Raw genomic sequence first — 11974 nt, forward strand, 5'->3', positions numbered from 1 at the left:
CGATCAGCTTCGACGCTCCGTGAAACGACTCATGTGGGCTTCCCGGCCCAGACCTGCGAAGTCCCAGGTCTGCCAGCACTTTCATGTCCACGGGCGGTCTCCCGGGACGACGCCGACGTGCTGCGGGAGCTGATCGCGGCCCGGGTGCATCTGAGGGAGACCTTCACCGTGCTCCGTGCCCTGGCCGCCGCCGGCTCGCCCGGTGCCAGCCTCCCTCAGGCGGTCGTGCGGGTGGTGGAGGAAGCGCTGGCGGCGGTGGTGCGGGCGGATGCAACGTGTGCGGTGATGTGGGAGAGGCGCTCGCGGTCGTGATGCCGAAGAAGGCGCCGGGCGGGTCGGAGACGGTCGAGCTCCTCGAGCACCTCTTCGGTTCCGGCGAGCGCGACGAGCACACCGACCCCCACCTCGCCGCAGCCTGGGACCCGGATCTGGCGTGCCCGGCCCGCGCCCGGCCGTATGACGCTCGCCGATCTGGCGCTGCTCCTGGACGCCCCGAAGCGCTGCGCGCCGGCTGGCCATCAACCCTGTCTCAGGCCCTTCTGATCGTGTCCACGATCTCGCTGGCCTCCGGGCCGATGCGGACGCGGCGACCGCACGGTCGCCGCGTTTTCCTACCGGAACGCCCCCTCCTCCGGACAACCGGCAGAATCACACCATGCCGAACACTTACGCCCTTGCCGACTCGTCCGCGCTGCGTGCTCACTTCGTGGACCAGCTCAACAGTGTCCTGCGCCGTCCTGGAGCCTACGGGGACCTCGACACCGCCGTCTGGTTCCTCATGGACCACCTGCTCGTTGTCGAGACGGACGACCCCGGAGCCTGGACGGCCGAGCAGTCCCGTCTCACGGAGAGCGGCGCCTGGTACGCCGACGGGATCCAAGGCGCGTTCGAGAAGCTGCTGCGCCTGGAGACCGGCCACGACGTGCACGCCGCGTCCGTGTATGCCGAGTTCGCTCACCGTCGGGGCTGGCTCACCCTCGACCGGATCCTGTCCAAGGACGAGTACGACGCAGTCCGGGGGGCTCTTCACGACTGGTGTGCTGCGGATCGGGACCTGCCGGATGCCGTCACCGCCTTCGGTGAACCCTCCGTCGTGTTCGGCGGCGCAAACCCCCGCACCGGCAAGGCCCTCGCCTATGCGACCAGCGACCCCGAGGTCCCGATGCTCGTCCTGCACCTCTGGAACGACTACGGGTCCGGTCGGCCCCAGCCGGCCGTGCTGGCCGCCCGCATCGGCGGCGACCTCCTGCCGGAGTCGTTCACGTTCACCCCGCTCGGCCAGGTGACCCGCACGTCGGGAGAGGAATCCGGCTGATCCGCCCGGCCCCGCGCAGGCGGCATCCTGCGCGGGGTCCGCCGTCAGAACACCTCGTCTCCCGGTTGCTTGTCCCAGTACTTCCTCGCGTTCGCCTTCGTCGCGTTCCCGTCGATCTGGATGGAGCTGTCGAAGTAGGAGATGATCTTCCCGGTCTTCCGGTCCCGGACACTGAACTCGTTGGTGTCCATGTCCCAGCGGTAGATCTTGTTGTGCAGGATGCTGTCCTTCTCCCGGACGTTCGCGCCTCGTGGCTCGTTCGTGAACCGTTCGGCTTCCAACGCGTAGTCGTCCTCGTCCCAGAGGTTGAGGTCACGACCGTGGTCGTCGAAGTGCTGGCGCAGACCCGCCGGGCTGGTCCAGCTGTCACGCGCCTTCTGGATCTGGGCTTCGATTTCCTCGCAGTCCGGGTCCGGCGCCAGACCGAGCAGGTCGAACCGGGACAGCGGATTGCCGACATAGGCGACCGGGTTGGGTGCGGGTGCGAGGCCCAGGGGGTCCGGCGTGAGGTAGCGGGCCGTTTCGGGATCGTACGTCCGGAAGAAGTTGTAGTGCAGGCCGGATTCCGCGTCGAAGTACTGGCCCGGGAAACGCAGCGGGGTGTGAGCCGTCGCGTCACGGCTCCAGGTGGTCGCGCCCCAGAGTGTCGTCCGCGTACGCCCGGCGATCTTCCCGTCCTCGCCGACCAGTTCCCTCGGGGTGCCGATCAGGTCGGTGACGATGGCGAAGAACCGCTCGTCCACCACCTCCTGGGCGGCGTTCTCGAGCCTCTCCGTCTGAGTGAGCGGCCGGTGCCCGTCCCGGTCCCAGGTGAGGGTCATGGCCGCGGGGGTGCCGGTGGCGCCGACCGTGCGCTGCTCGCACAGGCTGACTCCGTCCCAGGTGAAGACGGTCTCCTCCAGGACCTCGGACCCGGCTCCCGCCACCAGCCGCTGTTTGGCGACGCGTCGGCCCAGTGCGTCGTAGCGGTAGGCCCACCGGGTGCCGTCCGGGGTGACCACGGCCGCCAGCCGGTCCTCCGCATCCCACTCGTAGCGCCAGGTGTCCGGCTTGCGAGAGAGCCTGGTCCGCTGCCGCAGTACCACCCGCCCCCGCTCGTCGTGTTCGTAGCGCAGGTTGCCCGCACGGGTGATCCGCGAGCCGGTGTAGACGCGCTCGCCCCGGGCGTCCGCCCCCGCGTGCCGCTCCGGCCATGAAGCTGAGACCTGGTTGCCCATCTCGTCGTAGGCGTACCGCTCCGACCAGCCGACGGCCTCCACGACCGTGACCCGCCCGGCTGCGTCGAGGGTGAACCCATGGTCACCGTTCAGAGCGTCCCCGATGCCCGTCAGGATTCCGTCGCCGCGGTAGCTGTATCCGCGCCGCTGGAGGGTGGCCCCTTCCGAGCCTGTGATGTGTTGCCCTGTCAGCCGCCCGCGGGCATCGAACTCTTGGGTGAGCGTGCACACCGAACCGACCGTGCGGCTCACCTCCCGTCCCGCTGCGTCGCGTCCGAAGGCAACGGTCCGCCCGGCTGTGGTGAGGGTGTCGGCCCGACCATCGTCGGTGAAGGTCCGGTGGCTCTCCACCCCGGCCGGAGTCATCCGTCCGGCGCGTCGGCCGAGCTCGTCGTACGTGTACGCAAGCGTCCGGCCGTCGACCGTCTCCGCGAGCAGCCGCGCATGGCGGTCCCTCAGTCTGAAGAGCGTCGTCCCGTCCGGGGCGGTGGCCGCGGCCAGCTCGTCGAACACGTCGTACTCGTACGTCGTGCGGCCGTCTGCGCTCTGCTTGCAGGTCAGCTGCCCCAGGATGTTGCGTTGGAAGGCCACGTGCCGGCCCGGCCCGGCCGTACGGGACGAGAGCTGCCCGGCCGCGTCGTAGCCGTATTCGACGGACCGGCCGTCGAAGTCGGTCTCCGACGTCATCCGGCCGGCCGGGTCGTAGGCGTAACTCCACTCGGCGCCGTTCGGGGAACTCACCCGGACCAGGCGCAGTTCCGAGTCGTAGGCGAAGGCGTACCGCGCCCCGTCCGGAGTCGTGCGGGACGACATCCGGTCGAAGTCGGCGTACTCGTAGACGGTCGTGCCCCCGGCCGCATCGACGTGCGTGAGGCAGTTTCCCTCCCCGTCGTACGTCCAGATCTGCGCGCTGCCGTCGGGCGCGACCCGACGTCCGGGCCTGCCCTCCACCGTCCATTCCATTCCGGTGACCGCACCCAGCGGGTCGGTGTACCGCACGACTCGGCCGAAGGCGTCCCGGTCGAAGCGGGTGACAGCCCCCAGCGGATCCGTCACCGACACCGGCAGACCGGCGGCGTCGGCCTCCACGCGGACGACAGCGCCCAGCGGGTTCGTCTGCATGACGAGCGCCCCCCGCTCATCGTGCTGCCACATGGTCGTCGAACCGGTGGAGGAGGTCACCGACGTGCGGTTGCCCCGCTCGTCGTAGGTCTGCTGGAAGACTCGGCCGTCGGGGTTGACCACCCGTATCGGGAGGCCGAGGTCGTTGTAGTCCATCCTGGCGACTCGGCCGTCCGGGCGTTCCAGCGCGGTGAGGCGGCCGTTCTCGTCGTACGACCAGCGGGTCACCCGCCCGAGGGGGTCCGTCTCGCCGACGCGCCTGCCCCGGTGGTCGAACGAGTGACGGATGACAGCGCCGAGCGGGTCGATTGAAGCGACCACCCGGTAGGCGTCGTCCACCAGGTACCGGCTGGTGTGGCCGCTGCTGGTGACGACCGTGGTGGCCCGGAGCCCGGTCTCCTCGTCCACCGGCTCATAGCGGAGGGTGAGGGCCATGTTGCCCTCGGCGCTGCCCTCTGCGACACACCGGTTCTGCTCGTCGTACGCGTACGTGTAGGAGCGTTCGTTGGTGTCGGTCCAGGAGGTGATGCGGGCGCGGTCGTCATAGGTGAAGCGCAGGGGCCGGCCGGAGGAGTTGACCACCTCGGTGAGGTGTCCGCCGGTGTAGCCGTAGGCGAGGATGCGCGGGCCGCCGTCGAGGTGGAGGGCGGTGATCCGGCCCTTGGCGGTGTCGAAGCGGAGCCGGTAGCCGCCGGAGTGGGTGAGGGCGAGCGGGGTGCCGTGCTCGTCGTACTCGAAGGTGATGAGGTTGCCGTTGCGGTCCTCGATCTGGGCGATGGGCGCGATGCCGTCCGCGTCCGGGTCGCCTGCGGGCGGGGTGAAGCGGCGGATGTGTCCGGTGGCGGGGTCGGTGAGCGTCCAGTCGCCGTCCGGAGTGCGCTCCAGGGGGTTACGGGGCGCGGAGGGCGACACCGGTTCGACGGGGATGCCGGGGGCGGGATGCGGGTAGGCCACGACCAGGCCGCCCTCGGTGACAAGTACGACGCCTTCGGTGTCGACCTCCAGGTGCTGGTCGACGGTGGACGCCCACGTGGGGCCGAACCAGCGTCCCGCGGTGTAGCCGGATTCGCCGCGCCGAGTGAAGATCAGCGGAAGGGTACCAGGCAGCACGATGTCGGTCTGAGGCAGGAACATCCTGCCGGTGGCCAGATCGACGGGGTCGGTTCCCCCGCACCGCTTGTTGCAGTCGGGTTGCTCGCTCTGGTGCGGCCCGTCCTCGTCCAGGCCTTTACGGCCGGGGCCCGGCATGTCGTCGCCGACCTTGGCGACCGTCGACGCCTTCTTCGTGGCGCCGAAGCCCTTGGTGCCGAGGAGCTCGGGAAGGAGCTTGCCGATGCCCTCGCTGGGGTCCTTCATGAACTCGTCGAGCATCTGCTTGCCCGCGCCCATGGGGTCGTTGACCGCCACGACCAGGCCGGCGACCGTCGAGTTGAGGCTGGTGCGGTACTCGGCCGGGTGGGTCAGGTTGTACGGGTCGAGCGGGTTGACCGCGCGGACGAAGTTGGCGAGGCCGGCCGTGCCCTTGAGCACGCCGCCGGCCAGGTGGGTCTCCGCGAGCTCCAGGTAGTCCATGCCGTCTTTGAGCTGCTCGGCGTACGAGGGCTTGGGCGGGGCGGCGTCGCGGGCGGCGCGGACCGCCGTACGGGCCGTCTCCGCGACCTCGTTGCGCTGGGTGCGTGCGGCCTGGAGCTTGTCGTCGGCGGCCTTGAACAGCGCATCGGCGGGGTCGGTGAAGGTATCGGCCGGCCGCGGCGGCAGCGTGTCCTTCTCCGCCTCCACCGCCGCCTTGTAGTCGGTGATCGACTTGTTGTAGGCGGTGCGCGCGTCCTGCGAGACCTTCTTGGCCTTCTTGTACTCCTCGAGGGCCTCCTTCGCCTGGCCCTGCGCCCACTCCACGGTCTCCGCGAACCGGTTGATCGCTTCCGCGGCCTTGCCGAAGGCCTCGGCCGCCTTGAACCAGCGTGGCGGCTCCTTGGCTATCGCCTCCTGGAACGCGGCCGCCGACGCACCCTTCAGACCATCACCCTGCAGGCGCTTCAGCCCCTTGCCGACCATCGTGAAGGAGGACGTGAAGTCGTTCAGGTGCGAGACCTGGGCACGGATCTTCGAGACGCTGCCGTAGACCAGCTTGTTCGGGTCCTCGGTCTGCCCGAGCTCCAGTTCCGAGACGTCCGCACCGAGCCGGTTGGCGGCCGAGCGGCTCTTGTCACGGACCCAGTCACCCGCCTCGTCCAGACCCACCTTCTCGGCAGCGCCGGCGACCTTGTCACCGCCCCACTCGATCAGGTCACCGGCGTCCTCGGCCCGGTCCTCGACCCAGTCCTCGGCCGAATCCGGTACGAAGTCCCTCCAGCCCATCAGTTACCGCCCCCGCCGGCCTGGTCCAGCAAGTCCTTGATCGAACCGATCCTCCCGCTGGAGGTCACCTTGTCGCCCGTCTCCGACCAGGTCTGTTTGATGTCCGCGTCGCTCTTCTCGAAGGACTCGTCGCTGTAGTCCGGCTTGTAGACGTCCGCCCGCCAGATGTCGTCCCAGCTCTTCTGCTCGATCTCGTCCTCGCTCGCGTGCGGATTGCCGTACGCGGCATTGGCGACCACCTTGAAGGCGCCCTGCAGGTACTGCTCTTCCTCCCACACCATCCCGGCCGCGATCCCGAGGTTCCCGGCGAGGGTGCTGGCGTTCTGCACGAGACTGCGCACGCCCCACTCCCAGCGCTCGCAGAAGTCCTCGAAGTCGGTGGCCAGACCCGCATGTCCGGCCTCCATCCCCGTCATCGACAGATCACTGAAACCGGCACCCTGGGAGGCGCCGGCCGCGTCCGACGACTCGCGCAACTCGGCAATCGCCTTGCGCAGACCGTCCTGGATGTTCCTGACCGCTATCGGCGAGACCTCCAGGTCCCCGTCGCCCGCCATCAGACGGCAGCCGCACGGTCGGGCTCGGCGTCCATGGCATACGCGTCGGGAACAATGCCCATGACCGGCGGGAACAGCATCGAACCGTCCTCGTCCGCGACATCGACCGCCACACCGGTCGGACCCTCCACCGCGGGAATCACCGCGTCGACCAGACGGGCACCCAGGATCGACAGGTACTCCCACTCGTGAACACCGCCTCCGGCACCCCGCGCCACCGCGAAACGCGCAAGCGCCTCCTCGTCCGTGAACGCGTAGATCCAGCGGATCCCGCCCTGCCACCCCGACATCAGACCGCCGTCATTACCCTCCGACAGCGGTACCAGCAGTGCGGTGCGGCGGAATTCCCCCAGCAATCTACCCGCTTGCCCCGAGCCGCCCCGCACGGCGGCTATTTCCCCGGCCAGTCCCATAAAGTGCCCCGTTCTCCGAGGGAGCCCGACTCGGCAGCCCTCAATTCGCATACGTTACGCGGGCGATCAGGACCCGAGCAGCACTGCCCCCGCGCTCCGCACCGCCGATGGCCCGGACCTCTCCAAGGAGACGTCGCCATCCACTCGTGGCGGTTGCCGCTCCGGCCGCGCGCGGGCGGCGGCGACAGCACTCGTCGGCGGCCGCCCCTCGGGTGCCTCGCTACTCAGGCCGTTCCGGCGCTGCGGTCGGTGCCTTCGCTGTCCGCCCTCATCGCCTTGAACAATGCCGGCACACCGGCCGGGTCCACCTTCGTCCGGGGCAGCGCCACGCAGCCCGTGGTGACCGCCACGACGACCGCGGGCCACTGGGCTCCACTGCCGATGATCTCGGCCAGAACCGAGAGCACGATGACCGGGGCCGCGACAGATGAGTGCATGTTCATGGTTTCCTCGCCTTCAGACGCCGAGTGCGCCGCGCTTGAACGTTTGCGCAGGTCGGGGCGTTGCGGTACGGGCCACCGGAGTTGCCTGCCAACCGGCAACGCGGACCATCGGGGTGTGCCGCCGCTCACCGTGTTGCCAGGTGCGGAAAGCCGACGTGCGGGGAATGGAATCTGCCAGGGGCCGGGCGCATGCCGACGGGGGAGGGGTTCTCATGTCGGCAGGACGCCCGGGACAGCAGCAGATCCTCGAGTACGCCGCGCTGCTGCAGTCCGTGCTGGAGCGTTACCTCTCCTCCCGCGGCACACCGGCCCCCAGGCGGCCCGGGGAGTGAACGTGGACCCGTCCACGCTCTCGCGCTACCGGCACGGTGAGCGCCTGCCACCGTCCGAGTTCAACGAAGCACTCCAGGCATTCCTCACCTCCCAGGACTTGCCGATCCCGGTGGCGGACTACCAACGGCTCACCTCGCTGCACGCCAGCGCGCAGGCGGCCAGCCTCAGCCTGCCCCACCAGCTGGGCCTCAGGAAACAGGAGATCCACGCGCTGCAGACCGCTCAGCAGGTGCTGGCCGAGGACAACCGCACGCTGCAGAACCAGCTGGAGAAACACGCCCGCGATCTTGTCGCCCTGCAGGACCGGAGCGACCGAGAGCTGGAGAAGGCCGCAGCCAGTTACCGCAGGACCCTGGACGTACTCGGCTCCGTGCGCCGCCGGATGGCCCAGGCCGAACGGGAGCGGGACGACTGCTTGGCCCGCACCACCGGGCATGCGTGCCGCCCGCACATGCTGCGCCACTCGGCGGCAACCCGCTGGCTGCGCGGCCGATGTCAGTGGCCGGCGGCAGGATGGACGCGTACCACTGATCCAGCATCACCACGAGGGGTTTCCCATGTCCGTTGCCGAGTCCGACACCGCGTCCGTCCGCTTCCCCACCGGCTGGTGCGCCACCGACCTGGGCCGGTTCCGCCCCTGCGACTCCACCTACGAGGTCTACCCGCTGGACAGCCTGCCGCCGCTGGACGCCGTGGGACTCGACGGCGGGTTCGGGTGGATGGACGGCGCGAGCGGCGGGCCGTCGGAGCACGCGGCACACCTGGCGGCCCTCGAAGGGGAGCTGGCGGCGGCCGGACTCACGCTGCCCTCGGACTTCGCCGTGTTCTACCGCAACGAGCGACTGTGCCGCGCTTTCGACGAGGTGTCGGTGACGGCCTGTTGGAGCGATCTGTCTCCGGCCCTGCGCAGCCCTGCCGAGGAGGGCGCCCGTCTCGTGCGGTTCCTGCGGGACCAGCAGGACTGCGTCATCTGGTACCTGTACCTGCGGTCCTCGGGGGAGGCGTTCGTGGTGTGCTCGCACCTGGAGCTGGAGTCCGCCGAGGCCTGGGCGGCACAGGAGGGGGCGGACGGGTTCCAGGAAGCCGCCGCCGGCTCGCTCATACGGTGCGCCGGTTCCTTCGAGGAGTTCGCATACCGCTTCGTCGTGGAGAACGAGCTGTGGATGCAGCTCAACTCCGCTGGCTCGCAGGGGCGGCTCGCTCCCCGCCTCCAGGCGTACGCCGACCACTACGCGGCCACCGTCGCCTGACCCGCCGGTCCGGCCGGCGCCGGCGGCGACCGTCGTCGGCGTTCACCCTGCCGGCCCCCGGCGCTGAGCGCGCCGACGTGGTGCCGTTCGACGCCACCGCCTGGGGCGAACGGCACCTGGCTGTGGAATGGCTGGTAGCGGTAGGCGGCGACCGCATCGCCCACACCGTGGAGAGGGCCGAGGGCGTGACGGCGGTGAAGGGCGCGCTCATCGACGAGGACGACCGGCTGGTCGTGGGGCTGCGGTCGGCCGTCCCCGCCGGGGCGGCCTGCTGCTGGTGGGCGCGGTGTCCGGCTTCGCCGCACTGCGGTCGCGCCGCCGGCCGACGGCGGCCGCGGCACCCACCCCGTACTCGGTCCGGGATGCCGAAGGCCCCCGGCGCGGCGGAAGGCACCAGCCGCACCGTTCACAGCGGAGGGTAGAACAGCCGGCCAAGCCCCGGTGCCGGCACATGCCCGCGGGAGCGGGGGCGGTGCCGGCACCGGGTCGCAGCTGGCCCGGCCCCCTCACTCGTCGGCCTGGTGGCGCAGTCCGACGGCTCGGGCTACTCCGGATTCCCGCCGGTGACCCGGGAGTACGTCTTCGGGTCGGCGGCGGCGATGCGCTCGAGCGCGGCAGCGGCCCGCTCGCCCGGCCGGCGCCCGTCGGGCATCTTCGCCAGCAACCACCGGTACAGCGCCGACACCTACGAGGAGAGCACCGGCGCCACGCTGGCCGAGCTGCGCGATGCTCCGGGCACGGTGACGCGAAGGCTCCTCGGTCCCCTGCTCCGCTCGCTGGACTCCGAAGAGGTGTTCGCGAAGGCCCTGACCGACGACGAGTGATCCTCGCTGCTCCGTGAGACGGCCCGGGTCCGTGCCGTCTCCCCACGGAGCGCGCTCCTTGCTGTTCTTCAGTTGCTGGTGTGCGCCGGGTCGGCTGTTCATACGTCAGCTGTCTTGCCATGAACGCCTCCAGGATCCGGCGCCGGCTGACAGCGTATGAGCGGACACTGACAGCTACTCACCGGTGGAATACAACCCGTGTGGACCGTGCAGGGCCAGCACGTCGCAGTGCCGATGGAGGATGTCTGCGGTCCACGGGGCCGCGTCTGACCCCCGGCGTATGGCGAGGTAGAGCGCCTGGCGTGCAGCAGCACCCCTACACCGGCCAGCGGGTGCGGCTTGCCCACCTCGCCGTCCAATCCGGCCGCGATGATCCGGTCCGCGTTCACGTCATCGTGTGGCTGCTGACCGGTCGTGGTCGTGGGGGAGTCGTGCGAGGGTGATGGTGCGCAGTAGCCATTCCACGGGGCCGTAGCGTTGTCGGGCCATCAGGTGGGAACTGATTTTGAGCTGGATGGCGTACAGGGCGAGAGCGCCGGGTATGACGACGGCCGGGCTGAGGCGGTCGTACAGGGCGAGGCCGTAGGCGGTGAAGACGAGGGCCATGGCCAGGGACTGGCTCAGGTAGTTCGTCAGGGCCATGCGGCCGGCGGGGGCCAAGAGCGCTGCGATGCGCGCGCCGCGGGCGGTCTTCATGAGCAGGAGCATCCCGCAGACGTAAGCGGCAGTCAGGGCGGGGGCCGTGACTGTTCCCACCACCTGAGCGAAGAGTGACCATCGGGGACCGAGCGGGCCGCTGACGGCCAGAGCCATGAACAGGCTCCCGGGCAGGCCCACGACGGCACCGATCACGCAGATGCGGCGCATTCGTGTGCGGTGGCTCCCCGTGTCGGCGAGCAGACGCTGCTTGCCGCAGTGCAGCCCGACCAGGAAGGCCGTCATGACAAAGCCGCTCATCAGCAGCGCGGCGAGGAACTGGTCCGGCAGCTGGCCGAGGTTGGCCCGCACGACGGACAGAGCGTCGCCGCGGTAGTCGGCGACCAGCCCTGGCAGGCCTTCCGCGAGTTCGGCATCCGCTTCGGCTGTCTCGGCGTCCGACGTGAGCAGGGTCCCCAAGCCCACAAGGAGCAGGAACGCGCTAAGACATCCGTACAGGATCCGGGCAGCGCGCAGTGCCGCGCCGGGTGTGCAGTTGCGTGCGGCGATGAGGATCAGGCCGAGTACCGCGTACGTCGTGAGGATGTCGCCGGTGTACAGGAGTACGGCGTGCAGGACTCCCAGGACGAGCAGGCCGAGTGAGCGGCGCAGCAGGCGGGGAACGGCGCTCGTGCCGGCGCGTTCGGCGGAGGCCAGCTGCAGGGTGAGGCTGTAGCCGAAGAGGAACGAGAACATCAGGTAGAACTTGCCGACCGCGAAGGTCTGGACGATGCCCTCGACGATCCGGTCGAGTGCAGAGGCATCCGGATCGGTGATGGCTCCGAGGCCGTACGGGCCGGCCATCATCAGCGCGTTGACCAGGAAGATGCCCACGAGCGCGAAGCCGCGCAGAGCGTCGACCTCCGGTATTCGGGTCGGTCGGTCTCGTTCTGTGTGCGCTGCCACTGAAGGCACTGCTCCCCCCAGGTAGTCGTCGGTGCGGGATCTCCTGCCCTCGCCGTACAGGCGGCCAGCGTGGTCGGGCGGTACTCGGCCGAGCCAAGGCAGAGCCGACGGGAGGAGCGCCGCACTTTGATCTGCGACGTTAGCCCACTTGAAACGCCGATACGCCGGACGCTGGTCATCGAAACAGTCATCGAATAGAAGTAAGGCCATACGGATCGCGCCACCTTGACCGATACGATTACGCAGCGGAAGAATTGAGCCATCGAAGTACTGATTTTCGACAGCTGTGTGACCTGGGGGCAGGATTCAGGCCATGGCGCGTTTCCGGCATACTATTCCAGTTTCAACTTAACTGGATTCGAGAGGCCGCCCAATCGGCCCTCTTGGAGGGTTCGTTGGCCGCGACTGTCACACCCCCCTGCCACCATCTCGCCATGCTCAGGTCCTCACCGACGAGAAAGGGCGGATGCTGTTCTGCAGCCCGGCCGAGCCTGCGAGCTGCGCTGACATCACCCACGCCCGACAGTTGGGCCTGGTCAA

At 69.6% G+C, this 11974-nt stretch carries 10 protein-coding genes; 5 read left to right on the top strand and 5 right to left on the bottom strand.

All coding sequences use genetic code 11. The annotated features are described in order from the left end of the window. Window positions 1-117: 117 nt before the first annotated feature. Together IH80_RS43780 and IH80_RS0114650 are read left to right on the top strand one after the other, a co-directional pair. The gene (locus IH80_RS43780) at window positions 118-312 is read left to right on the top strand and encodes a hypothetical protein (RefSeq protein WP_051809315.1); all 195 of its coding nucleotides are present in this window, start codon (window positions 118-120) and stop codon (window positions 310-312) included. Between the two features lie 343 nt (window positions 313-655). Continuing rightward, window positions 656-1315: a hypothetical protein gene (locus IH80_RS0114650; RefSeq protein WP_030960703.1), complete on the top strand. Its 660-nt coding sequence runs from the start codon at window positions 656-658 to the stop codon at window positions 1313-1315. A 44-nt stretch (window positions 1316-1359) separates the two neighbouring features. Here the strand turns inward: IH80_RS0114650 and IH80_RS0114655 are convergent, their stop codons facing one another. From IH80_RS0114655 to IH80_RS0114670, 4 genes are all read right to left on the bottom strand, one after another. After that, window positions 1360-6012 (bottom strand): putative T7SS-secreted protein, encoded by a 4653-nt coding sequence (locus IH80_RS0114655; protein WP_051809317.1) that lies wholly within the window; start codon window positions 6010-6012, stop codon window positions 1360-1362. Beyond that, entirely contained in the window at window positions 6012-6569 is a 558-nt protein-coding gene (locus IH80_RS0114660; RefSeq protein ID WP_030960707.1) for a hypothetical protein, read from the bottom strand. The genes IH80_RS0114655 and IH80_RS0114660 overlap by 1 nt, the downstream gene beginning before the upstream one ends. Beyond that, window positions 6569-6982, bottom strand: a complete 414-nt coding sequence (locus IH80_RS0114665) for a hypothetical protein (RefSeq protein ID WP_030960708.1) — start codon at window positions 6980-6982, stop codon at window positions 6569-6571. The genes IH80_RS0114660 and IH80_RS0114665 overlap by 1 nt, the downstream gene beginning before the upstream one ends. 224 nt (window positions 6983-7206) lie before the next feature. Continuing rightward, a complete protein-coding gene (locus tag IH80_RS0114670) occupies window positions 7207-7419 on the bottom strand; it encodes a hypothetical protein (protein ID WP_158943467.1) in 213 nt (70 codons plus the stop codon). 896 nt (window positions 7420-8315) lie between these two features. On the opposite strand from IH80_RS0114670, the gene IH80_RS0114680 reads away from it, so the two are divergent. From IH80_RS0114680 to IH80_RS0114690, 3 genes are all read left to right on the top strand, one after another. Continuing rightward, window positions 8316-9008: a hypothetical protein gene (locus IH80_RS0114680; RefSeq protein ID WP_030960712.1), complete on the top strand. Its 693-nt coding sequence runs from the start codon at window positions 8316-8318 to the stop codon at window positions 9006-9008. Between the two features lie 77 nt (window positions 9009-9085). Further along, entirely contained in the window at window positions 9086-9430 is a 345-nt protein-coding gene (locus IH80_RS44735) for a hypothetical protein (RefSeq protein ID WP_030960714.1), read from the top strand. 99 nt (window positions 9431-9529) lie between these two features. Further along, complete coding sequence (locus IH80_RS0114690; protein WP_030960715.1) at window positions 9530-9832, top strand: hypothetical protein; 303 nt, start codon at window positions 9530-9532, stop codon at window positions 9830-9832. Window positions 9833-10222: 390 nt separating this feature from the next. On the opposite strand, the gene IH80_RS0114695 is transcribed toward IH80_RS0114690, so the two are convergent. Then, window positions 10223-11434, bottom strand: a complete 1212-nt coding sequence (locus IH80_RS0114695; RefSeq protein WP_037879943.1) for a DUF418 domain-containing protein — start codon at window positions 11432-11434, stop codon at window positions 10223-10225. Window positions 11435-11974 lie beyond the last annotated feature (540 nt).

Source organism: Streptomyces sp. NRRL S-378 (assembly GCF_000720645.1).
GTDB lineage: Bacteria > Actinomycetota > Actinomycetes > Streptomycetales > Streptomycetaceae > Streptomyces.

Bases quoted from the DNA above. Each gene is read 5' to 3' on its own strand.
- IH80_RS0114665 (WP_030960708.1), bottom strand. From the start codon at position 6,982: ATGGGACTGGCCGGGGAAATAGCCGCCGTGCGGGGCGGCTCGGGGCAA.
- IH80_RS0114655 (WP_051809317.1), bottom strand. From the start codon at position 6,012: ATGGGCTGGAGGGACTTCGTACCGGATTCGGCCGAGGACTGGGTCGAG.
- IH80_RS0114670 (WP_158943467.1), bottom strand. From the start codon at position 7,419: ATGCACTCATCTGTCGCGGCCCCGGTCATCGTGCTCTCGGTTCTGGCC.
- IH80_RS0114660 (WP_030960707.1), bottom strand. From the start codon at position 6,569: ATGGCGGGCGACGGGGACCTGGAGGTCTCGCCGATAGCGGTCAGGAAC.
- IH80_RS0114680 (WP_030960712.1), top strand. From the start codon at position 8,316: ATGTCCGTTGCCGAGTCCGACACCGCGTCCGTCCGCTTCCCCACCGGC.
- IH80_RS0114650 (WP_030960703.1), top strand. From the start codon at position 656: ATGCCGAACACTTACGCCCTTGCCGACTCGTCCGCGCTGCGTGCTCAC.